Origin of the sequence: Dokdonia sp. Asnod3-C12 (genome assembly GCF_045063975.1) — a bacterium.
GTDB lineage: Bacteria > Bacteroidota > Bacteroidia > Flavobacteriales > Flavobacteriaceae > Dokdonia.
Map to the genome: position 1 here is coordinate 1141068 of NZ_JBEFNY010000003.1, position 24283 is coordinate 1165350.

Genomic DNA, 24283 nt, shown 5'->3' on the forward strand with positions numbered 1-24283 from the left:
GTAAATAATAAACTAGCTCGTTAGTTAAGGTTGCGCTTATCTACAAAAAAGCGCTTCATGATACTTTCACACTCTTGAGCGAGCACTCCGCTTTTTACTTTTGTCTTAGGATGTAAAGTGGTACCCATCACATCATAACCACGCCTCAAATCTTTTGCACCATAAACAATTCTCCCTATTTGACTCCAGTAGAGAGCACCAGCACACATCTGACAAGGTTCTAAAGTAACATACAACGTACATTGCTGAAGATATTTACCACCTATAAAACTAGAAGCACTTGTAATCGCTTGCATCTCTGCATGTGCGGTTACATCTGTTAAGCGCTCTGTGAGATTGTGTGCTCTGGCAATAATCATGTTATCAATTACCACCACAGCACCAACAGGGATTTCACCTTGATCAAAAGCGGCTTGCGCTTCTTGCAAAGCCTTCTTCATAAAGTAAGTATCATCATAAGGTTCTAGCATGTATCCTGTTTTTAATAATATAAAAATACATATTCAAGATGTACCTTTGTAACATGCCAGAGAGTATTCTTGATACTATAAAAACACCGAGCGATTTGCGTCTATTGACGCAAGAGCAACTACCCCAACTTGCCGTAGAGCTTCGTCGTTTTATTATTGATATTATTGCGACTAAGGAAGGTCATCTAGGCGCTAGTTTAGGAGTTGTAGAACTTACAATTGCCCTACACTATATATTTAATACCCCAGAAGACAATCTTATCTGGGACGTGGGTCACCAAGCTTATGGACATAAAATACTAACGGGACGTAAAGATGTTTTTCATACTAACAGGCAAAAGGGCGGCATAAGTGGTTTTCCTAACCGTATGGAGAGTGTGTATGACACCTTTGGCACAGGTCACAGTAGCACTTCCATCTCTGCAGCGTTAGGTATGGCGATGGCCGCAACATTAAAAGACCAAAAAAATAGACATCACATCGCCGTAATAGGAGATGCCTCTATAGCCAGCGGTATGGCTTTTGAAGGATTGAATCATGCCGGAGTAACTGATGCTAACCTACTAGTGATTCTTAACGACAATGCTATAGGAATTGACCCAAGTGTGGGAGCTCTTAAAAAGTATCTAACTAATGTAAAGAAGGGCACTGCTAGAGAAGACAACATCTTTGAAGCGCTTAATTTTAAATATTTTGGCCCAGTAGACGGTCATGATTTACCTAAACTACTAGAAACCTTAGAGGCTCTTAAAAAAGTAAAAGGTCCAAAATTCTTACATGTAATTACCACAAAAGGAAAGGGACTAGCCCTCGCCGAACAGGAACAGATCACCTATCACGCACCTGGTAAATTTGATGCCATTACTGGAATCAGAGTACAGAAAGAGGAAATAGCAGAGCCTCCAAAATACCAAGATGTTTTTGGGCATACCATTGTGGAGCTCGCTACACTTAATAAGAAAATAATAGGTATTACACCTGCCATGCCTACAGGCAGCTCTCTTAAATATATGATTGCCACCTTTCCAGACAGAGCATTTGATGTAGGTATCGCAGAGCAGCATGCCGTAACGCTTTCGGCAGGAATGGCTACAGAGGGGATGGTTGTGTATTGCAATATCTACTCTACTTTTTTACAACGGGCATACGACCAAATTATTCATGATGTGGCGCTGCAAAATCTACCTGTGATTTTTTGTTTAGATCGCGCTGGCCTCGTGGGGCAAGACGGCGGAACTCATCAAGGTGTTTTTGATCTAGCATATCTCAATTGCATTCCTAATCTCATTATATATGCTCCAAGTGATGAGATTGCGCTTCGCAATATTTTATATACAGCACAGCTTGGATTAGAGCATCCTATTGCCATACGATATCCTCGCGGTCGTGGTATTCATATAGACTGGCAACTTCCTTTTAAAAAGATTAAAATAGGTGAAGGGCGCTGTATTCAAAAAGGCGAAAAAGTTGCTATTATAAGTATAGGAAGCATTCTAAAGAATGTTATAGCAGCAGTAAAAAAGTCAGAACAAGCATTTGGTGTTTACGACATTGGTTTTCTAAAACCTATAGACACTGACCTATTAGACGAGGTTTTTAAAACCTACAAGCATATAATTACTATTGAAGATGGCTCAAAAATAGGCGGCCTAGGAAGTGTTGTGGGTGATTACGCTTTCGCGAAAGCGTACAAAGGTAAACTCACCGTCCTAGGAATACCAGACGCGTTTATAGAACACGCCACCGTAGATGAGCAATATGAAGAAGCTGGAATATCTGTAAACGCAATTACTAGCCTTCTTAAAAATCTTGCATAAAAAAATCGGCAGACTATATGAGTCTGCCGATTTATTATTTAGTCATCTATCTAATGTTACTCGATAATAATCTTGATAGTTTCAGTAGTATTAGTACTCTGAACTTGTAGTAAGTAAATACCTGTTGCAAGCCCTTCTGCTTGTAATCTTACGGTACCTTCAAGCACAGCATCTTTAGTATATACCACACGTCCGTTTATATCAATAATTTTCACAGTTCCTCCACCTTGAGGTGTATTTACTGCGATATTGATATTACCGTTACTTGGATTAGGAAATACACTGAATGCTCCAACTGCTGCAACTCTATCTACAGATAGAGGTCCTAAGCAAGGATTAAGATTATCTGGCGGTAAATCCGTAGCAGAAGTTCCATCCTCTCTTTCTCTCCAATCACCTTGATCTGCAGAAAAACCTAAACCTCTATTTGCAAAAGCATTCCAAATAATACATCCAGCAGTAGCTTTTGTATCCTCATCCGTAAAATATGGACTCATCTCTACGGCTGCTAGTATCGCATCTCTACCATCTACAAATCCTGGATTACACGGCTGTAATTTAAGACCATCCATCACTAATTGAAGAGCTATATTATTACCTCCTGTTCCATTATATATATCTGCATCAAAACCAAATTCATCAATGAATCCCCATGTCATGTCCCAAATCATAGTAGCCCATACGTAACCTACTGGGTGCGGCGCAGTTGTATTTTCAAACACTGCAACAGAATCATATGATGAATCATTAATAGCTAAATCTGTACTATAAGGTGTGGGTCTTATTCCTCTTCCATCTGTAGGTTCACCAGACGCATAGGTTCCAATACCACGTGCATCTGCACCAGTATCTCCTTCCTTCATAGTAAGCATTAATCCGAAATAATCTGACCAGCCCTCACTCATCACTTCTGTTGCTCTACCTGTAACACAGTCGTCATTTTCATCAAACTGTAAACAAGTTCTCATACAATTAGAGTTTTCTTTTCCTCCAGTAAGTCTATTAGATACACCGTGCCCATACTCATGAGCTATAATTCCATTATCTAGATCACCATCAATCTGTGGTTCTTCTGTAACTAAGATAGAGACATTAATTTCCTCACCATTCTCTAACGCTTCAATAAGAGCTTCACCATCTTGAGCTCCTATCATTAAACTAGGTATTGTCACTTGATCACCTACATCTCCTCCTACCATATTAAAAGGAGTTCCTGCTACGTTATTTACTATGATAACAGCAACTGCACCAGCCTCCTCAGCGGTGAGAACTTTTGTTCCAAACTGACAAACACCTCTTCTTATAACGGCAATAGACCCGTTAATTTCGGCAGCGTTAGTATAGGCATCACAACCATCATTTATATCTGTAGATTCTCCTGCGTTGTCATCTAACGTTAAAACTAAGTTTCCTGATAATGCAACATCACTTGATAGTTCTGCTCCAAAAACAGCTGGAGCACCAATATAACTACCCGCAAGAGAACCTCCATTCACACTTACTAAATCTCCAAGAGGGGGAGAAAACAAAAACATTTGCATTCTTGGGTTATTACCATCTGGTGGCGTTGCAAAATTTGCGTTATTAAGACCTGATCCATCTTGAGCATCTGCTATAACAAAATCATTTCCATCTCCCAAGTTAGAATAATTGGTTTGTTGAAAATTTCCACTCTCTTCATCAAATCCGTAAAAGAATAGAACATCATGCATAATGTTGTTCCAATAAAATAGATTTGTAGTGGATGCCTCTAGCATATTTACTGGGTTAGTATCAAAATCATAAGGGAAATCAAAACTAAGTGCCGCTCCTCCATCTGGTGAAGTCCCCGCTGTATCTTCATTATCGCCCAATATATCATCCCACGCAAGAACATTGTTACCTCTAGTAATTGTAAACTCTGCACCTGCTACTCCATCAGTATCATGCCACCCAAAAGGAGAAGCCTCAAGATTTTGAGGATCTACCACTAACGATGCTTCACCATGGTTAGGACTTTCTAAAGGAAGAGCATATACATTATATTGTTCACCCGCTAGGGCAGCTGTAGCTTCTTCTGTCTTAAATAAGGAAAAATTCTTTTTAGCTACCTCATTATTCTTATTTACTAATTGGTGGTTATGAGTGCTAAACGAACAAGAAACTACCCAATCATTTTGATTAATAATTTCTCCAGTTTGAGAATCTATACGCACACTCCACCAATGTTTACCATCAAGAGTATGAATATTAAGATCCCACGCAAGTTTTAAGTCCTTACCTACTGGTACATAAACTAATTCTACAGGTACATCTTCTAAAGAAACACCACCATTCGTTAGTAAAAACTCTTTGGTAGTTACAGTCTCGATTAAAGAAAAGTTGCCAGTACCCAAACCTAATTTTAATGCTGCAGCACGAGCCGCTTGCAAGGGATTAAGTTGTGGAGTTGTTGCATTTACACGAGTAGATACATTTGCTTCGAGAGTATTTGAAAAATAAACTATCTCTTGACCCTTAAATGCTACGTTTGCTGTAGCATTAAATATCGATATGTCATTATACTTCTGTCCTGCATATACATGCATTACATCAGTTTTTTGAGTTTTGCTCTTACTATATATGTATAGTTCCTCAATATCTCGAACAGCGATACCAGATTGGCTTCGCTCATAGCTGATTTTCTTCTTGAGTAAGGATAAATAATCTTGCGCCTGCACACCAAAAGATGAGATCAAGAGCAAAACAATAAAAATTTTAGTGTAATTTTTTTTCATATATAAATAGGATTTAATAAAAAGGTATAGATAAAATTAAACGAAACCCATCAACTCCACAATGAATGCACATTCATTAACACAATTGTTTACCCATTAATGTTCATTCCTTGAAGTTGCTCAAATATTTTAACAGATTTGCTATCTGTCATAACAGATACCTGATTACAAATTTCTAGGAGCTCTTGATACAAAGTATAATCACCATCTGACCTTGTTTTAAACAATTTTAAAACCAACTTATCATAATGTGTAGGCGTTGTTGTGATTGCATTGCACCTTGCAGATAATAAAGTGTTTAAGATCTCATAACCCGCTATTTCTTTTGAAATCACCTCGTCACTCTCATAAATATTTGAAATACTTATTTTGAGAACGTCATTGATTTGCGCTTCATATTTAGATTTACCTAGCAATGCCTTATCAAATGCTCCCTCAAGGATAGCTTCTTCATTTTTCATAAAAATAGCAACTGCCTCATCTATGAGCGTTCCTATAGCTAGAGCTCTCAGATAACCTACTCTTGCCGCTTTATCTGTAAGTGTTGAATATTTAGATCTGTTTATATGAGGAACAAGTTTTATAAGATATTCTAGAGCATATTCTTCTGGAATGAGTCCTAAGTTAATACCGTCTTCAAAATCTATTATGGTATAGCAAATATCATCTGCCGCTTCCACTAAGAAGGTAAGCGGATGTCTCGCATAACTTATATCCTTACCTGACCTAGTCTGGATAAGACCTAGTTCTTCGGCTACATCTTGAAAAGAGGCTTTATCATCTTGAAAGAAACCATATTTCTTATCTGCAATATGCTTTGTAGGTTTGTGTGGGAGCGATTCTTTTGGGTACTTCATAAACGTACCTAAAGTAGCATATGAAAGTCTTAAACCTCCATCTGCACCAGGACGAGATTCCGTTAATATTTTAAATCCATTTGCATTTCCTTCAAATGTGCATAGATCTTGATATTCCTTATCTGTGAGCTTTGCTTCAAATCGTTTACCTCCACCATTTTTAAAATAATCACCTATAGATTTTTCTCCAGAATGACCAAAAGGAGGATTCCCAATGTCATGTGCTAGTGCAGCCGCAGCTACAATTGCCCCAAAATCATTCATCTTATAACCGTGTACCTCAGAAAGGTGTGGATATTTTTCTAGAATCTGCTTCCCTACTTGCCTCCCTAATGATCTTCCTACAACAGCGACCTCTAAACTGTGAGTGAGTCGTGTATGAACAAAATCAGTTTTAGATAAAGGGATTACCTGGGTCTTGTCTTGTAAACTTCTAAAAGCCGAAGAAAATATAATACGATCATAATCTACTTCAAAACCTAGTCGCGATTCGTCTTGTTCGGCACGAAGGCGTTTGTTTGTATCTCCTTGCCTCTTAAGTGAAAGCAGTCGTTCCCATTGCATCATTTTTTTCAATCCTTTGTTAGCAAGGGGAAAGATAGTCTTTTTCTACTTTTTTTTGATTGGTTTACGCTTTCGCGAAAGCGTAAAAAACATGACACCTAAAGAATTGCATAACAGTCTTAACGTTGAGATAACACTAAAATTACAAGAAGCTAATGCAACTATAACAATGAGGTAACTTCAAAAAAAGATAATGCTAGCATCTTTGCATCGAAGATTTTAAATGACAATCAAATCGAAAACCAACATGAAAAAATTAATTTTTAGTCTAGCCTTATTAGGTGGAATTTTAGCGGGATGTTCAAGTGATGATGATCAACCTATCGTAGTAACTGAAGTTCCTGGAACTGGAGGAGGTGATGATACAGATAGCGTAGACACTACACTTTCTGGAAACATCACAGAAGACATGACATTAACAAATGACGCTATATGGCAACTAGATGGGCGTGTTATTGTAACAGCTGGAAATACGCTTACAATAGAGCCAGGAACAATCATTAAAGCATTTGCAGGTCAAGAAGCAAATGCGTCTGTTTTAATTATTGCACGTGATGCAAAAATAGAAGCAAATGGAACAGCTACTGCTCCAATTATTATGACATCTAGTGCAGATGGTATACAGTTAGGACAAACAGAAGGAACTCTTGATGAAAACACTCGTGGCTTATGGGGAGGACTTATCGTATTAGGTAACGCACCTATCTCTGAGGATGGTGATGTAGAAGCTTCTCAAATTGAAGGAATACCTGCTAGTGATACTAACGGTCTTTATGGAGGTACTGATGCAGCAGATGACTCAGGAACTATAACTTATGTTTCTATCCGTCACGGAGGGACTTTAATAGGAGAAGGAAACGAAATTAACGGACTTACTTTAGGTGGTGTAGGAACAGGAACTACTATTGATCACGTAGAGGTTGTAGGAAATGTAGATGATGGTATCGAATTTTTTGGAGGTACTGTTAATGCTTCAAACCTTTTAGTTTGGGCTCAAGGAGATGATGGTCTTGACATTGACCAAGCATATGCAGGAACTGTAACAAATGCAGTTGTAATTGCTGGAGATATCTCTGATCACGCTTTAGAAATAGATGGACCAGAAGGATCTTTAAACGGTGCTTTCACACTTAACAACATTACGCTAATAGGAAGTGCAACTGCTCCAAACGGAGAATATGCAGACTATAGAGATGGTGCACAAGGAGCAACTAACAATGTTTTTGTAACAGGATTCCAAGATGGTAAAGACGTAGAATTAGATAATAATGGAGTTGCTCAAAACTACATTAGTGGATTAATTTCATTTACAAACTGGATCGTAGAAGGAGTTACTCCTGCAAATTCAATTTTTGTTGAAAAAACTGGAGACGGTGAAGAAACTATTATTTCTCCATCATTTACAGATCAAGCTGCAGATTGGACAACAGCTGGAACAACTGGAGGTGCAGATCTTACTGTCTTTGCTTGGACATTTGCTGCAGCAACTACATCTGGTGTAATTGACTAAATAATACAAAGGGGCTTTAACATCCCACACGCATACAAACTATACAATAATATAGATTGCCCGCCATTAATGGTGGGCAATCTTATGAATTATAACATAATGAAAACCGTTTTATATTCACTCTTACTTTTACTGTCTGCAATAACTGCAAATTCTCAAACGGGAATTATCGCTGGTACTATTAATGATGGACAGCTCAATGACATATTGCCATTTGCAAATGTTATTGTTCAAGGAACAACAAAGGGTACTACTTCAGACTTTGATGGGAAATACACTCTAGAGATTGCTCCTGGAACCTATGTCATAGAATTTTCTTTTGTTGGATATAATACACAGCAAATTTCTGAGGTGATTGTCACCGAAAATAATACTACAAATCTAGATGTAACATTATCTGGAGCATCATTGGACGAAGTTATCATCACATCTACTAGTCGTCAAAATACAGAGCAATCAGTTTTAAATCTTCAAAAAAAATCGGTTCAATTGCTCGATGGATTGTCATTAGAGAGTATTAAGAAAAGTGGCGCTAGTAATGTTGCTGCTGCAGTAAAGAACATTCCTGGAGTATCTGTTCAGGGTGGAAAGTATGTATATGTAAGAGGTCTAGGCGATCGTTATACAAAAACCATACTCAATGGTGTAGATGTACCTGGACTTGATCCAGACAGAAACACACTACAACTTGACATTTTCCCTTCTTCGATTTTGGAAAATATCATAGTTGTAAAATCCTCTACAGCAGATCAACCAGCAGATTTTACTGGTGGTGTAGTTGATATAGTTACTAAAGACATCCCTAACGGAAAAGAAACTAGTGCTTCTATAGGCCTTGGCTATAATCCTAATTTTCACTTTAATGATAGCTACATAAGTAACGAATCTAGTGGAACAGATTTTCTAGGTTATGATAATGGACAGCGAACTAACCCTTTTAATGAAAATCAGGTATTTGACTTTCCTACAAACACGCCTAACACTGCTTCTTTTCTGGCAGGTAGACTTAATCCTGTACTAGCTGCACAGAGAGAAAACAGTGGGGCAGACTTCAACTTATCTTTTACTACAGGAAACTCTTATGATGTAGGTGATAACAAACTTGGATACCTTGCTTCTGTTTCTTACCGTAATGAAACCACATATTATGATGATTATGTAGATGGACAACGTTTTAGAAAAGATACCGATGCAAGCATTTTTGAACTAAATACAGACAGAACACAACAAGGTGAAAGAGGAGAAAACAATGTTCTTATAAGTGCACTAGGTGGATTGTCTTATAAAACTGACAACTCTAAATACCGCCTTAACGTACTACACATTCAAAATGGTGAATCTGGTGCTTCACTACTTAGTCAAACTAACAGAATAGACAACAGTAACACCATTAAGAAGGACATCTTAATTTATACAGAACGCGCTCTTACAAATGTACTTTTAAGTGGAAAACACACTAATGAAGATGCCACTTGGACAACGGAGTGGAAACTATCTCCTACTTTTTCAAGAGTAGACGATAAGGACTTCCGTACAACTCCATTTCTAGTTAATGATGAAGATGGGAGCTTTACAATAAGCCCGAGTGAATCTGGTGATGCTTCACGTTTTTTCAGAAATCTTGATGAGATAAACCTAGCTGGTAAATTAGATGTGACCCGCAAACATGAACTATTTGCAAAGGATGCAAAATTGAAATTTGGTGCGGCATATACTTACAAGCAACGTGATTTCAAAACAGTACGTTTTGCAACACCTTTTAGAAACTTCAATAGCGCTCTTTTAAACGGAGACCCTAACGCAATACTAGGACAAAACATATATAATCCAGATTCTGATAGTGGTTTCTTTGTGAGAAGAGATTCTAATGATAATGATCAGTACGATTCAAATATCAATGTAGGTGCATTATACGTATCAGAAGAACTTAGACCTGCTTCATGGTTTACAGCAATTGTGGGATTACGTTTTGAAAAATTTGACCTCATTTATACGGGACAAGATCAACAAGGAAATGTTTTTAATGACGAAAGAATCTTAGATAAAGCAGATTTATTTCCTTCTGCAAATTTAATTTTTGATCTTAACGAGGATGGGAATAAAAAGATTAGAGCATCATACTCTAGAACTACAGCACGCCCTTCATTTAAAGAAGCTTCACTTGCACAAATATTTAATCCTATTGAAAACGAACTTTTTATAGGTAATATAAATTTACAGCCTACTTACATAAACAACTTAGACCTAAGATATGAGATTTATGGAGCTAGTGATAAGAAGTTTAACATAGGAGATTTTGCAGCAATTAGTGGTTTTTACAAAAGCTTCAAAGACCCTATTGAACTAACATTTTTTGCTGAGGCAACGGGACAGGTAACACCACGAAACTTAGGAGATGCAAATGTAATAGGAGCAGAAATTGAGCTACGTAAAAACCTTGATTTTATAGGACTTAACAACTTCTCGCTAAATGTAAACTACTCTATTATTGAGTCTGACGAAACATACAATGAAGACGAGAGATTGTTGAGAGAAAACTTACTGAGAGATGGAGAAACTCTTGACTCTGGAAGAGTTTTACAAGGACAATCACCATTTTTATTAAATGCTGGTATTGCTTTCGAATCTGAGGATTCCGCATGGAAATCAAGTCTGTCTTACAATGTTCAAGGTAAAACACTTCAAATTGTAGGAGCAGGAGAAATTGCAGATGTATATACACTTCCTTTTAATGACTTAAAATTCAATATTTCAAAGTCATTTGGAGAAGATCAAAATCAAACAATCACATTTAAAGCAGGAAACTTACTTAATGATGATCGTGAGAGTGTTTTTCAATCTTACAAAGCAGAAGATCAGTTATACTCTAAGTGGAGTCCTGGACAAGATTTTAGCTTAAGCTATAGCTTTAAGTTCTAATGAACTATTATTATCTAAATTAGCCACAAAAAAAGGTCTCCAATATGGAGACCTTTTTTACTTGTATCGTTTTACGCTTTCGCAAAAGCGCTATTATCTATTGCTAGCTACTTTGGAACCTTCATTTTTCCAAGTATTAACAGAAGCTACTCGTGAATCTTGATAGTCTACCTCAGTAAGTTTATCACTTGACCAAAAGAACCAAGTACCTACTTTAGTTCCATTATCATATTGAGCTTTGGCAGTTTTATCTCCATCACGGTTATAACTAATCCATTGTCCAGTAACCTGTCCTTCCTTAGTATAAAAACCTGTTTGACTAACTTCACCATTATCAAAATATAAAGTTGCCTTAACTAGGTCTCCTACTTCTACATATGTAGGCTTGTTATTTTTTTCTTGAGCTTGCATTGAAACAACCATTAAAAATGCAACTGCTATCATCATTATCTTTTTCATAATTTGGGATTTTAATTTTTCTATGATATAAATGTAACACAAAATTTACATAAAACAAACTTTTACATAACATTTTATTTACATTGAATTAACATTAGACTAATAACTCACTGATTTCTAATGAGTTAATTTTGTTTTAAATCACATTTTAATCTACATCTCTTTATCGTTCACAAGCTGCTAGTGTACTGCGAATACTATAAATTTGCATTATAGTTCAACGTAAAAAGTTATTATCTTTCGCTCGATATAACCTTTACATAACGCTTAATCTTTTTTTAATTAAGATTTTTGCCACCTTGGCTTTTCAGCTTACATTTTATGGAAAATATTTACATTTTTATGATTGCTGCGTTGGCAATTCTTGCAATTGCAGATTTGGTAGTCGGAGTGAGTAATGACGCAGTAAACTTTCTAAATTCTGCAATAGGATCTAAGGCAGTTACTTTTAAAACAGTGATGATTGTGGCTAGTGTGGGTATCGCTTTTGGCGCGCTCTCCTCTAGTGGTATGATGGAGGTTGCTAGGAAAGGGATTTTTGATCCTAGTCAGTTTTATTTTGATGAGATTATGATCATCTTCATGGCTGTCATGATTACAGATATTATATTGCTTGATATCTTCAACAGCCTTGGCATGCCTACCTCTACAACGGTCTCTATAGTATTTGAACTACTTGGAGCTTCTGTGGTTATGTCCATTATTAAAATATCAAACAATAGTGATTCTCTTGCCCAGATAGGTGAATATATAAATACAGATAAGGCAACGGAGATTATATTAGGTATACTACTCTCTGTTTTTATCGCCTTTACTATAGGAGCCATTATACAGTTTTTAACAAGATTCCTCTTGACTTTCAATTTTGAGAAAAAACCATCTTGGATTGCTGCTGTTTTTGGAGGTATTGCAGTTTCATCTATTTCATACTTTATAATTATTAAAGGATTAAAAGGAGCAAATATTTTACCACCTGAGTTTAGTAGCTGGGCAAATGATAATTTAATCCAATTTCTAGGAGCTAACTTTATTCTTTGGACCGTAGTCTCTTGGGTGTTTCATGCAATTCTTAAACAAAATATATATAAACTTGTTATCATCTTAGGAACCTTTGCGCTCGCAATGGCCTTTGCTGGTAATGACTTAGTAAACTTCATAGGGGTTCCTATGGCTGCCTATAATTCATTTATAGCTTGGTCTGGTTCTGGAATATTACCAAGTGCATTCAGCATGGAGCAGCTTGCCGAAAAAGTACCTACACAACCTATTTTACTTCTGGTTGCTGGTTTAATCATGGTTCTTACATTGTGGTTTAGTAAAAAAGCAAGACGCGTTGTAAAAACCTCTGTAGATTTATCACGTCAAGATGAGGTAAAAGAGCGATTTAAGCCTAACTGGGTTTCACAACACTTAGTACGGGGAGTTATCATTGCAAATAATGGTGTTAATAAAATATTACCTGCAAAGCTGCGCCAAAGCATAAACAAGAGCTTTGAACCATCTACTGTAATCCACACAAAAGCATCAGAAGCACCCGCTTTTGATATGGTGAGAGCTGCAGTAAATCTTGTAATTGCGAGTGTTCTTATATCAGTAGCTACTGGACTTAAGCTTCCACTATCTACAACTTATGTTACTTTTATGGTTGCTATGGGTACTTCCCTAGCAGATCGTGCTTGGGGAGCAGAAAGCGCTGTTTATAGAGTTGCTGGTGTTCTTAATGTAATAAGCGGATGGTTCTTGACAGCATTTAGCGCATTTACCGCGGCAGGTATTCTAGCATACTTAATGTATTTAGGAGGGAATATTGCCATCATAGGCTTATTCTTCCTTGCTATTGCCATGCTAGTAAGAAATTATTTATCTACTAAAAAGAAAAATAAGGAAGCAAAAATTGAAGAAGACCTTCGTAAAGCAGAAAGTAAAACCATTTCTGGTATCATCGAAGAAAGCGCAGATAACATTGCAAAAACGATTATTCGTACTGACAAAATTTACACAGGAACTCTAAAAGGTCTTGCTAAAAATAAGGTAGGAAGCCTCAGAAAGAGCAGAGCCACTGTCGAAAAACTTAATGAAGAGATAGATGAACTGCGCAATAATATTTTCTATTTCATTAAAAACCTAGAGGAAACAAGTGTACGAGGATCAAACTTCTACATAGAGATATTGGGATATCTTGAAGATATCACTCAATCGCTTGAGTACATAGCAAAAGTGAGTTACAAGCACGTTAACAATAATCACAAACCGCTACGTTTTAATCAAATTAGAGATTTACAAGAAATAGACAACAAGCTGTGTGACTTCTTACAAGAAACAGCTCAAGCTTTTAAAGACCGTAATTACAACAAAATAGAGAAGCTTTTAGGAAGAAAACAAGAGCTTTATGGTCACGTAACAGATAAGATTCAAAAGCAAGTAGAGCGCACACGATCTGAAGAGTCTAGTCCTAAAAATACCACCTTGTACTTTGGTCTATTATTAGAAACTAAAGATCTTATAGAAGAGATTATGAACTTACTTGAACTCTATAACACAGAGCACAAAAGATCAAAATAAAGTGTATCACACATGTATACCAAAATGCCAGAAACAAATAATGTTTCTGGCATTTTTTATTTGTGATGTAGATACGCTTTCGCGAAAGCGTAATCATATCCCGCAAAAGGCTCTATCAATTGATTTAAAGCTTGTTTATTATTAAAGTAAGGGAATGTAGTCGAATAACACCTAAAAACGGCTCAAAGCGTTAAAGCTTACTAAAAACGTCTGTTAATCTTACTTAAGACGAAATGAAATAGCAGCAGTAATCTTTAATATTATCATCTAACCAAAAATTAATAGTATGGCAGATATAGTTAAGGACGAAAAAGATCCAACAGATGAGTATTTACTTCAAGATAATAAGAAGACACGCTTTGGCGCGACTTTTATAATTATAACATTAGTAATCCTAATCATTGCAGTGGTAGCAACTTACTTTGCATTAGGATTATAATATATTTAAACGGAAATTCTAAGGTATAAATGCGATTGCTAAAAGGATACACACGATAATAATGATTGTAATTTTCATAATTATGATTTTGAGGATTTATACATAGCAAATATGCACCTCATTTATTAAAAATTAACGGGGTATTTACCCCTAATCAAATCGCAATCAAACCTTTTCAACAAGAATGCAAAACATAAAAAAGCCCGAATTCCATATGGAATTCGGGCTTTTTATTATCTATAACTTTTTCGCGAAAGCGAATATAAATTATCCTTTTAGTGAAGCAGAAAGGTACTCACGGTTCATACGTGCGATGTTTTCTAGAGATATCCCTTTAGGACACTCAACCTCACAGGCACCAGTGTTTGTACAGTTACCAAAACCTTCTTCATCCATTTGCTTTACCATGTTAAGAACACGAGTAGTTGCCTCTACTTCTCCTTGTGGAAGTAATGCAAACTGACTAACCTTTGCTCCTACAAATAGCATAGCACTAGAGTTTTTACAACTTGCAACACAAGCGCCACAACCGATGCATGTAGCCGCCGCAAAAGCGTCGTCTGCATTTTCCTTTTCGATAGGAATCGAGTTTGCATCTTGTGTGTTACCAGAAGTATTTACAGAGATAAATCCTCCAGCATGCTGTATGCGGTCAAAAGAAGAACGATCTACCATAAGATCCTTTATAACAGGGAATCCCGCTGCTCTAAAAGGCTCTATAGTGATAGTATCACCATCCTTAAATTTACGCATGTGTAATTGGCAAGTAGTTACAAGTCTATCTGGACCATGCGCCTCACCGTTAATAAACATAGAACATGAACCACAAATTCCCTCACGACAATCGTGATCAAATGTTACAGGTTCATCTCCTTCGAGGATAAGCTTATTGTTAAGCATATCCATCATTTCTAAGAAAGACATATCTCCATCGATACCATCGATTGGGTACGTTACTATGCTTCCTTTAGCTGTGGCGTTTTTCTGGCGCCATACCTTTAGCGTTAGTTTCATCGTCTTCTTATTTATAGCTTCTTTGTTTTAACTCAATATTTTCAAACTCTAGTTCTTCTTTATGAAGAACAGCATCCTTAGGTGCTCCTTTATATTCCCAAGCAGATACAAATGTGAAGTTTTCATCATCACGAAGTGCTTCTCCTTTTTGTGGTCCATCTAGCTCAACAGACTCTTCTCTAAAGTGTCCACCGGCAGATTCGTTACGTGTTAATGCATCTTTTGCAAATAACTCACCTAGCTCTAAGAAATCTGCTACACGAAGTGCTTTTGCAAGTTCTTCGTTAAACTCATTCTGTCCTCCAGGTACACGTACTTCTTTATAGAAATCACTACGTAGCTCTGCGATCTCGTCTATAGCGCTCTGTAGATCTGTTGCATTACGTGACATACCACATTTGTTCCACATAATCTTACCTAACTTCTTGTGGAAGTAGTCTACAGATTTTGTTCCATTGTTATTTACTAAAGCGTCTACCTGCTTACGCACGTTTTGCTCTGCTTCTTCAAACTCTGGAGTATCTGTTGGTATAGGTCCTGTACGTATATCATGAGATAAGTAGTCACCTATTGTATATGGTAATACAAAATATCCATCTGCAAGACCTTGCATAAGCGCCGAAGCTCCTAAACGGTTTGCACCGTGATCTGAGAAGTTTGCTTCTCCTATCGCATATAATCCCTCTACAGAAGTCTGTAAGTTATAATCTACCCATAATCCTCCCATTGTATAGTGTACCGCTGGGTAGATCATCATAGGTGTTTTGTATGGATTCTGATCTACAATCTTTTCATACATCTGGAATAAGTTTCCGTATTTATTACGTACTACTTCTGTTCCTAATGCCGTTACGACTGCTTTGTCATTTGCATCTTTATGCTGTACGTATGCTTGTTCCTTACCGTAACGCTCGATTGCGCTAGCAAAGTCTAAGTATACTGCTTCTCCAGTTTTGTTTACTCCAAAACCAGCATCACAACGCTCTTTTGCAGCTCTAGATGCTACATCACGTGGTACTAGGTTACCAAAGGCTGGGTAGCGACGCTCTAGATAATAATCTCTCTCGTCTTCGGTAAGCTCTGTAGGCTTCTTCTTCCCTTCGCGTATTGCAATCGCGTCTTCTTTTTTCTTAGGCACCCATATACGACCATCATTACGTAGTGACTCAGACATAAGCGTTAACTTAGACTGGTGATCACCAGAAACTGGTATACATGTAGGGTGTATCTGAGTATAACAAGGATTTGCAAAGTAAGCACCACGTTTGTGTGCCTTCCATGCTGCCGTTACGTTAGAACCCATTGCGTTTGTAGAAAGGTAAAATACGTTTCCATATCCTCCAGTTCCTAATACAACCGCATGTGCAGAGTGACGCTCTATTTCTCCAGTAACTAGGTTACGAGTGATAATACCACGAGCTTTACCATCTACCTTTACGACGTCTAGCATCTCGTGACGGTTATACATTTTTATTTTACCACGACCTATCTGACGGTTCATAGCAGAATATGCTCCTAGTAGTAATTGTTGTCCTGTTTGTCCTTTTGCATAAAAAGTACGACTTACAAGTACACCACCAAAAGAACGGTTATCTAGCAAACCACCATAATCACGTGCAAAAGGAACTCCTTGTGCTACACACTGATCAATAATGTTTGTAGAAACCTCAGCAAGACGATAAACGTTTGCTTCACGTGATCGGTAATCACCACCTTTTACCGTATCATAAAATAAACGGTAGGTAGAGTCACCATCACCTTGATAGTTCTTTGCTGCGTTAATACCTCCTTGTGCTGCAATAGAGTGCGCACGACGTGGAGAATCTTGAAAGCAAAAAGCTTTTACGTTATAGCCTAGTTCTGCAAGCGTTGCTGCTGCAGATCCTCCGGCAAGACCTGTACCTACTACAATCACATCAATAAGACGCTTGTTTGCAGGGTTTACAAGGTTAATTTCATTTTTATAGTTAGTCCACTTATCAGCTAGTGGTCCTTGGGGTATTTTAGAATCTAATGCCATAGCTTTATTTTTTAGTGAGGAATTTGATTAAAGTGCAGGTATACTGCAATAATTATAAATCCTACAGGTATTGTAATTGCCCAAACTTTAGCAAACTTTGAAAGTCCAGCAGAGTATTTATTATTAAATCCTACCGACTGGAATGTCGATGCAAATCCGTGCCATAAGTGAAGTGCTAGTAGCACAAAAGAAATCACATATAGTACTACACGTACAGGGCTTTCAAATTTGTGAACAGTCTCTGCATAATATCTTGTAGGATCTTCTGGATGCGTTTCTACATATTTATGAATCATTTCTGGAATCCAGAAGTCATAAAAGTGAAGCCCTAAGAAAGCAAGCACCACAAGTCCCGAAAGAATCATGTTACGAGATGTCCAAGGTGCGTTTGCACTTCCTTTGTACTGTGCATATCCTACTGGACGTGCTTTTCTGTTTTGCAATTCTAACACAAACCCCATCACGAAGTGAAAAACCACTCCGAATATAAGTACAGGCTGCAATCCATATTGTACTAACGGGTTAGACCCCATAAAATGCGACCACGCATTAAATGTATCTGGCGCAATAACCGCTGTACTGTTAATTACAAAGTGCTGTGTTAAAAAGACAACTAGAAAAAGACCTGATAGCGCCATGGCTACCTTTCGGCCAATCGAAGATTTTAATAATCCGCTCATTTAATTTTTGGTTTGGAATAATCTATACAAAAATACGGCGCAAACGTTGTTTTGGCAACTATACAAGGAAAGCATTGTTATTATTTAGAATCATTATAAGAAAAAAACGCAACTATGTTCAACACTAAAAGGTAGACATTGCAAAAACTCCATTTTACGTTCAACATTTTCAATATTATTGAAAACTTTTAAGAGAGATTTATAAATTTTTACGCTTTCGCGAAAGCGTAAATTCAATCATAAAGACCTATTTCAGTCAGATTTACTATGACATTTTAAACTTATGAATAGACGCAACATAACCAAGGATTACATCTTCTCTTCGGTAATCAGTGTCTTTTTAAAACAAAAAACCCCGTACACTTGGTACAGGGTTTTAAAAAATCTTGTCTAATTATATTATTTAATCTCTAAGGTAGTTTGCGCTGCATTACTATTACCTCCTCCACCATCAAGGGAAACTGTATACACTCCTTTTGGGAGGTAATACTTACCACTTTTGGCTTTCTGAATGTCTAATGAAGAGTTTGCCTTCTCAAGTATCTTTTTCCCTTTTTCTGCTATAGAAAGATCGTAATTAAACACATTAATTCCCGCCGAAGGTAGTAATGCTACTCGTTGCACTTCTTTCCCCTCTGCATCCTTAATGACCATAGCATATTTACCTGCGTTGCTTGTGTAGTAATTGATTGCAACATTTGGCTCGTTTGGTTCAGACCAGCTGCTCCAACTATTGCCCCATCTCCCGCTTGATCTTACACTAGCAATGTCAAATATTTGAGCATTTGCCCCTGTATTTACTTGCTGTATAGGTGTTAGATCTGCTCTGTATATGCTTCGGCCGTGCGTTCCTAGTAATAGGTGATTTGCTTTTTTCTGTATTTTCATATCGTGAACTGCTACTGCTGGTAGTGGCGCAGTGGTTTTATCTGATACCGCTTTCGCGAAAGCGTTATAACTCTCACCGCCATTTATGCTCACGTAAGCACCATTATCTGTACCTACGTAAATGATATTTTCTTTTACAGGATCTTCGATAATCACATTAACAGGAGACATAGGAATCCCTGCCGAAATATTCTTCCATGTCTGTCCGTAATTATCAGAAACATAGATATATGTTGCAAAATCATCCCAGCGATATCCATTTAAGGTGGCATATACTCGCTCCTTCTTATGCTCTGAAGCCACGACACGTGATACCCACAAATCTTTAGGCAATGTGTTACTAATCACTTGCCAATCACTACCGCCATTCTTTGTTACAGAAATCTTACCATCATCACTTCCTGTATATATCAACCCAAATTGAAAAGGAGACTCTGAAACTGAAGTAAGAGTTCCATAAGCCACATTACCAGGCTTACCGCCATGTGTAAGGTCTGGGCTTATTGCAGTCCAGCTATCACCTTGATCCATAGATCTCATGAGTTTATTACCTCCTAGATATAAAATATCCTGGTTATGAGAACTTAGTAAAATAGGCGTTTGCCAATTAAAACGATATGGCTTCTCTCCTAAGGTGTGCTTTATATCAAATCGCTTGTTTTCTCCCGTCTCGCGATTAATCCTGAAGTAATTTCCAAACTGAAATCCTGTGTACACAATATTTGCATCACGACTATCTACTTGTACTTGCATACCGTCACCACCCATGATACTTTCCCAAGGATACTGCCCGCTTTGTAACCAGCCTCTACTTTCTTGTGCAGTACTAGGAGCTACCCACACACCATTATCTTGTAATCCTCCATATATATTATAAGGCTCCTCGTTATCTACTTGAATAAAATAAAACTGACCAACAGAGGGATCATTTGCCTTTATCCAGCTAGCACCATCATCGTATGAAATATTAATACCTCCATCATTACCATTTATAAGGTGCTTTTCATTCTTAGGGTTAATCCACAGCGCATGGTGATCTGAGTGCACGTTAGGAGCATTGATACTTGTAAATGTCTTTCCTCCATCTTTAGACTTTACAATAGGCACACCGTAAATGTAAATATCTTGAGCATCTGATGGGTTTACGTTAATCTCTCCAAAGTAATACCCGTAGCTATAATATAAATCCTCTATGTAACCCTTATGAGTCTTGCTCCAAGTTGCTCCACCATCATTAGATCTATACACCTCTGCTCCTACTACAGGTGTATCAAACATTTGAGTATTTGCAGTTTCTAAGTAAGTGGCAAGATCTACTGGTTGTACATCTCCTTGACGTACCATAGATTTCACATTTGCAGCACGATATTTTTCTTGAAAGCCATTTCGCTTTAAGTAGTCATCTAATTTCTTGTCATCAAGGGCTAATAATGCATCTTTAGACATTGTTTTAAAATCGTCTTTTTCTAGCTTATTTGAAGTAGATGATTTCTTTCCATCTCCCTCACGACGAAACTGACTATCATGCACTGCATACACCGTATTTTCATCATAGACCGCAATACCTATTCTACCAACACCATCACCAGAAGGGAATGAGTTAAGCTGTTGCCACGTATCTCCACCATCTGTACTCTTATAAATTCCAGATCCAGCGCCCGCTCCTTCAAAGTTCCACGCTTTGCGGTCTTTTTGCCATGCCGAGGCATACATCAAATTAAAGTTAGCCGGATCATTATCTATATCTATAATTCCCGTTTTATTATCAATAAATAAGGTTTTCTTCCAGGTCTCACCACCATCCTTTGTTTTATAAATTCCTCGCTCTTCGTTATCTGAATATAGATGACCTAGTGCTCCTACAACCACCTCATCTGGATTAGATGGATTTATTAAAATGCGCCCTATGTGGTGACTATCTATAAGTCCCATATTTTGCCACGTTGCTCCTTTATCTGTAGATTTCAATAGACCGATACCCGCATAACTAGATCTAGATGCGTTATTCTCTCCAGTACCCACCCATATTGTTCCGCTTTTCCAGTCTACAGTAACTTCTCCTACATTTTGCGTAGGTGCATTATCCATTACCGGTGTAAAAGTGGTTCCGTTATTATTGGTATACCATAAACCACCACTTGCATAGCCTGCATAAAACTCTGAAGGCATGTCTGGATTTACTGCAATATCTACAATACGACCACTCATTACCGAAGGCCCTATGTTTTCAAAAGGGATATTTTTTACAATACTATTACTAAGCGACTGCTCTTTTTGCAGCACTGCCTGTTCTTGTAATTGTATCGAGGTCGCTGGTTGTTGTGACTGCCCTTTAGTAAGTGCAAAAAGAACCGCACTTGAGGCAAGGAAATAACGTAATTTCATTTGGTTTGGATTTTATAAGGCAATGAAAATACGGAAAGGACTTATTTTAAGAAAACTTTTGGTTTTTGTTTAACACGTCATTACGAATAGTAGGCATTATTAAGGGAATAGATAGGAAGTATTGATAGCATGTTTTCGCGAAAGCGTATCCAAATTTGTACTTTTACAATAGTAGATTAATGAATAATAGATACACCGCAAAAGGTCACAATTATGAAATACGACTTAATAGATAATACCCTTTTTATAAAAAATCGCAAGAACTTTATGGCTCAAATGAAGCCTAAAAGTCTAGCTGTTTTTAATAGTAATGACACTTACCCAGTAAGCGCAGACTCTACTCTTCCTTTTGAGCAGCATCGTGATATTTTTTATTTAAGCGGCGTTGATCAAGAAGAGTCTATTCTTGTTTTATTTCCAGACTGTCCTAAAGAGCAATATCGCGAGATCCTTTTTTTAACAGAGACTAACGATCACATCGCAGTTTGGGAAGGAGAGAAGCTAACAAAAGAAAAAGCACTAGCAACTTCTGGAGTTAAGACAGTTTTCTGGCTTCAAGACTTAGAAAAAGTTTTTGCAGAGCTTATGACGTATGCAGATACTGTATACGTAAACACTAATGAACACTATCGCCAGTCTGTAGCACTTGAGACTAGAGAAGATCGTTTTACAAAATGGTGGAAAGCAAAATATCCAGCACACAGTGTTGCAAAAAGTAACCCAATCTTACAGCATTTACGTTCTGTAAAAGATTCTATCGAGCTAGATCTAATGCAGAAGGCTTGTGATATTACTAATAAAGGTTTCCGTCGCGTGCTTGGATTTGTAAAACCTGGAGTTTGGGAGTATGAGATTGAAGCAGAGTATATGCATGAATTCTTACGCAATCGCTCTAAGAAGTTTGCATACACACCAATCATAGCTTCTGGTAACAGTGCAAACGTACTTCACTACATTGAAAATAAAAATCAGTGTAATGATGGAGAACTTATCTTAATGGATGTAGGTGCAGAGTATGCAAACTACGCTAGTGACATGACAAGAACTATCCCTGTAAACGGAAGGTTTACTGATAGACAAAAAGATGTTTATAATGCAGTGTTGCGCGTAAAGGAGGAGGCTACAAAAATGCTTGTACCTGGCACTATGTGGGAGCAATATCATGTAGAAGTGGGCAAACTAATGACTTCTGAGTTATTGAGTCTAGGTTTACTAGACAAAGCAGATGTGCAGAATGAGAATCCAGACTGGCCTGCTTATAAGAAGTATTTTATGCACGGTACTTCTCACCACATTGGTCTTGATACTCATGATTACGGATTGCTACACGAACCTATGCAAGCTAACAATGTGTTTACTGTAGAGCCTGGAATATACATTCCTAAAGAAGGTTTTGGGATACGTCTAGAGGATGATCTGGTAATCCAAGAAAATGGAGCTCCCGTAAATCTTATGGGTGACATTCCTATCACCGTTGAGGAGATTGAAGATCTTATGAATAAGTAGAATAAGTACGCTTTCGCGAAAGCTACCAAACAACAAAAGCCCGTTTTCATTATGAAAACGGGCTTTTACAATCAAAGGAAATTCTTAGTTTGCTACGGGAAGAGAAAATACATAACGCTGCAAAAGCTCTAGAGCGCTACGCTTATCTTCTGTTGCGACTAGCAATGATATATTGTGATTGCTTCCTCCGTAAGAAATCATGCGCACTTGCACATCCTGGAGTACTTGAAATAACTTGTGTGTATCTGCATGGCGGTTTACCTCATTACCTACGAGACAGATAATAGTCTGATTTTTATCTACTACAACTTGTGCAAATTGTAACAGCTCTGCTTGTATGGCTTCAAGATGCGTAGTATCATCAATCGTGAGTGACACCGCTATTTCTGAAGTAGTAATCATATCTATAGACGTCTCATAGCGCTGGAAGATTGCAAACACTTTACTTAAAAACCCATGCGCAAGTAACATCTTGCTAGATTTTATTTTGAGTGCTGTAATCCCATCTTTGGCAGCGATTGCTTTTATCCCTTCCCCTTCAGATCTATGAGTAATTACTGTACCTGGAGCATCTGGCTCCATCGTGTTCTTAAGTCTTAACGGTATACGATCCTCTCGCAATGGTTGCACCGTTTGCGGGTGCAAAATTTTGGCTCCAAAATAAGCCAACTCTGCCGCCTCATCATAAGAGAGTGCACCTATAGCTTTTGTTTTCTCAACTTCTCTAGGGTCGTTATTATGAAAGCCATCTATATCTGTCCAGATCTGCACCTCACTCGCTTGTATTGCAGCTCCTATTATAGTTGCTGTATAATCACTTCCTCCACGTTGCAAGTTTGAAATCTGACCGTAGTAATTGCGGCATATAAAACCTTGGGTGATATATACAACACTGTCATCAGTCTGCTCAATTACACGACGTAAGTTTTGTGCGATGTAAAATTGATCTGGCTCATGCTCTTTATCAATTCGCATAAATTCTAGCGCAGGTAACAAGACAGCTTTAAGCCCTTCTTGCTCTAGAAAATGACAAAATATAAAAGTAGAAAGTAATTCTCCTTGCGCTACAATTGCCTCGGCTTTTTGATCACTAAAATCTTCTGATGAAAGTCGCTCTATCTCTGCAAAAATCTCATCTACATATCCTATTACAAGAGGCTTTAACCTTTTGTCTGTAATTAATTGCTCTACTACATCGTCATACCTAGACTGCAGGCTACTACGTAGCTCGCTTGCTTCTGTAAGATTTGATGCTTTTGCGGCATTTGCAATTTGGACTAAAGCATTTGTAGTACCAGACATTGCAGAAAGCACTACTATTTTAGGAGTTGGCGTATCAATAATATGTCTTACAGAGATCATATTTTCTGTAGATCCAACGGAGGTACCCCCAAATTTTAAAACTTGCATACGTGTTATTTTTAGGTAAAAGTATTT

The 24283-nt window shown here is 37.6% G+C and carries 15 protein-coding genes; 6 read left to right on the plus strand and 9 right to left on the minus strand.

The features are described 5' to 3' along the window. Positions 1–20: 20 nt before the first annotated feature. Entirely contained in the window at positions 21–470 is a 450-nt protein-coding gene (locus tag ACJJVW_RS05270) for a nucleoside deaminase (RefSeq protein ID WP_298329458.1), read from the minus strand. A 38-nt stretch (positions 471–508) separates the two neighbouring features. Here ACJJVW_RS05270 and ACJJVW_RS05275 point away from each other — a divergent pair, with 38 nt between their 5' ends. Further along, positions 509–2287 carry a 1-deoxy-D-xylulose-5-phosphate synthase gene (locus ACJJVW_RS05275; RefSeq protein WP_379952812.1) on the plus strand — a complete coding sequence of 593 codons (1779 nt, stop codon included), beginning with the start codon at positions 509–511 and terminating at the stop codon, positions 2285–2287. Between the two features lie 56 nt (positions 2288–2343). On the opposite strand, the gene ACJJVW_RS05280 is transcribed toward ACJJVW_RS05275, so the two are convergent. Together ACJJVW_RS05280 and dgt are read right to left on the minus strand one after the other, a co-directional pair. Then, positions 2344–5043 carry a T9SS-dependent M36 family metallopeptidase gene (locus tag ACJJVW_RS05280; protein ID WP_405250980.1) on the minus strand — a complete coding sequence of 900 codons (2700 nt, stop codon included), beginning with the start codon at positions 5041–5043 and terminating at the stop codon, positions 2344–2346. 89 nt (positions 5044–5132) lie between these two features. Next, positions 5133–6464, minus strand: coding sequence for a dGTP triphosphohydrolase (gene dgt, locus ACJJVW_RS05285; protein ID WP_405253062.1), 1332 nt, complete (start codon positions 6462–6464; stop codon positions 5133–5135). Between the two features lie 247 nt (positions 6465–6711). Here dgt and ACJJVW_RS05290 point away from each other — a divergent pair, with 247 nt between their 5' ends. Further along, entirely contained in the window at positions 6712–7974 is a 1263-nt protein-coding gene (locus ACJJVW_RS05290) for a hypothetical protein (RefSeq protein WP_405222349.1), read from the plus strand. Between the two features lie 99 nt (positions 7975–8073). Then, a complete protein-coding gene (locus ACJJVW_RS05295; protein ID WP_405250981.1) occupies positions 8074–10893 on the plus strand; it encodes an outer membrane beta-barrel protein in 2820 nt (939 codons plus the stop codon). 93 nt (positions 10894–10986) lie between these two features. Here ACJJVW_RS05295 and ACJJVW_RS05300 read toward each other — a convergent pair whose 3' ends face one another. Further along, positions 10987–11352, minus strand: a complete 366-nt coding sequence (locus tag ACJJVW_RS05300; RefSeq protein WP_041295652.1) for a toxin-antitoxin system YwqK family antitoxin — start codon at positions 11350–11352, stop codon at positions 10987–10989. A 321-nt stretch (positions 11353–11673) separates the two neighbouring features. On the opposite strand from ACJJVW_RS05300, the gene ACJJVW_RS05305 reads away from it, so the two are divergent. Together ACJJVW_RS05305 and ACJJVW_RS05310 are read left to right on the plus strand one after the other, a co-directional pair. Continuing rightward, positions 11674–13914, plus strand: a complete 2241-nt coding sequence (locus ACJJVW_RS05305) for an inorganic phosphate transporter (protein ID WP_405250982.1) — start codon at positions 11674–11676, stop codon at positions 13912–13914. A 286-nt stretch (positions 13915–14200) separates the two neighbouring features. Beyond that, complete coding sequence (locus ACJJVW_RS05310) at positions 14201–14353, plus strand: hypothetical protein (RefSeq protein ID WP_013751007.1); 153 nt, start codon at positions 14201–14203, stop codon at positions 14351–14353. A gap of 267 nt (positions 14354–14620) precedes the next feature. Here the strand turns inward: ACJJVW_RS05310 and ACJJVW_RS05315 are convergent, their stop codons facing one another. The 4 genes from ACJJVW_RS05315 to ACJJVW_RS05330 all read right to left on the minus strand — a co-directional run bounded on the left by ACJJVW_RS05315 (position 14621) and on the right by ACJJVW_RS05330 (position 21340). Further along, the gene (locus ACJJVW_RS05315) at positions 14621–15367 is read right to left on the minus strand and encodes a succinate dehydrogenase/fumarate reductase iron-sulfur subunit (protein ID WP_108877159.1); all 747 of its coding nucleotides are present in this window, start codon (positions 15365–15367) and stop codon (positions 14621–14623) included. Positions 15368–15374: 7 nt separating this feature from the next. After that, positions 15375–17387: a fumarate reductase/succinate dehydrogenase flavoprotein subunit gene (locus ACJJVW_RS05320; protein ID WP_339846756.1), complete on the minus strand. Its 2013-nt coding sequence runs from the start codon at positions 17385–17387 to the stop codon at positions 15375–15377. A gap of 11 nt (positions 17388–17398) precedes the next feature. Then, positions 17399–18067, minus strand: coding sequence for a succinate dehydrogenase cytochrome b subunit (locus ACJJVW_RS05325; RefSeq protein WP_108877161.1), 669 nt, complete (start codon positions 18065–18067; stop codon positions 17399–17401). 399 nt (positions 18068–18466) lie between these two features. Continuing rightward, a complete protein-coding gene (locus ACJJVW_RS05330) occupies positions 18467–21340 on the minus strand; it encodes a WD40/YVTN/BNR-like repeat-containing protein (protein ID WP_405250983.1) in 2874 nt (957 codons plus the stop codon). Between the two features lie 213 nt (positions 21341–21553). Here ACJJVW_RS05330 and ACJJVW_RS05335 point away from each other — a divergent pair, with 213 nt between their 5' ends. After that, the gene (locus ACJJVW_RS05335; RefSeq protein ID WP_405250984.1) at positions 21554–22846 is read left to right on the plus strand and encodes an aminopeptidase P family protein; all 1293 of its coding nucleotides are present in this window, start codon (positions 21554–21556) and stop codon (positions 22844–22846) included. Between the two features lie 84 nt (positions 22847–22930). On the opposite strand, the gene ACJJVW_RS05340 is transcribed toward ACJJVW_RS05335, so the two are convergent. After that, on the minus strand, positions 22931–24256 hold the full coding sequence (locus tag ACJJVW_RS05340; protein ID WP_405250985.1) for an aspartate kinase: 1326 nt from the start codon (positions 24254–24256) through the stop codon (positions 22931–22933). Positions 24257–24283 lie beyond the last annotated feature (27 nt).

Coding starts and splice junctions, on each gene's coding strand:
- ACJJVW_RS05300 (WP_041295652.1), bottom strand. CDS start 11,352: ATGAAAAAGATAATGATGATAGCAGTTGCATTTTTAATGGTTGTTTCA.
- ACJJVW_RS05295 (WP_405250981.1), top strand. CDS start 8,074: ATGAAAACCGTTTTATATTCACTCTTACTTTTACTGTCTGCAATAACT.
- ACJJVW_RS05310 (WP_013751007.1), top strand. CDS start 14,201: ATGGCAGATATAGTTAAGGACGAAAAAGATCCAACAGATGAGTATTTA.
- ACJJVW_RS05275 (WP_379952812.1), top strand. CDS start 509: ATGTACCTTTGTAACATGCCAGAGAGTATTCTTGATACTATAAAAACA.
- ACJJVW_RS05305 (WP_405250982.1), top strand. CDS start 11,674: ATGGAAAATATTTACATTTTTATGATTGCTGCGTTGGCAATTCTTGCA.
- ACJJVW_RS05290 (WP_405222349.1), top strand. CDS start 6,712: ATGAAAAAATTAATTTTTAGTCTAGCCTTATTAGGTGGAATTTTAGCG.
- ACJJVW_RS05330 (WP_405250983.1), bottom strand. CDS start 21,340: ATGAAATTACGTTATTTCCTTGCCTCAAGTGCGGTTCTTTTTGCACTT.
- dgt (WP_405253062.1), bottom strand. CDS start 6,464: ATGCAATGGGAACGACTGCTTTCACTTAAGAGGCAAGGAGATACAAAC.
- ACJJVW_RS05280 (WP_405250980.1), bottom strand. CDS start 5,043: ATGAAAAAAAATTACACTAAAATTTTTATTGTTTTGCTCTTGATCTCA.
- ACJJVW_RS05270 (WP_298329458.1), bottom strand. CDS start 470: ATGCTAGAACCTTATGATGATACTTACTTTATGAAGAAGGCTTTGCAA.
- ACJJVW_RS05340 (WP_405250985.1), bottom strand. CDS start 24,256: ATGCAAGTTTTAAAATTTGGGGGTACCTCCGTTGGATCTACAGAAAAT.
- ACJJVW_RS05325 (WP_108877161.1), bottom strand. CDS start 18,067: ATGAGCGGATTATTAAAATCTTCGATTGGCCGAAAGGTAGCCATGGCG.
- ACJJVW_RS05335 (WP_405250984.1), top strand. CDS start 21,554: ATGAAATACGACTTAATAGATAATACCCTTTTTATAAAAAATCGCAAG.
- ACJJVW_RS05315 (WP_108877159.1), bottom strand. CDS start 15,367: ATGAAACTAACGCTAAAGGTATGGCGCCAGAAAAACGCCACAGCTAAA.
- ACJJVW_RS05320 (WP_339846756.1), bottom strand. CDS start 17,387: ATGGCATTAGATTCTAAAATACCCCAAGGACCACTAGCTGATAAGTGG.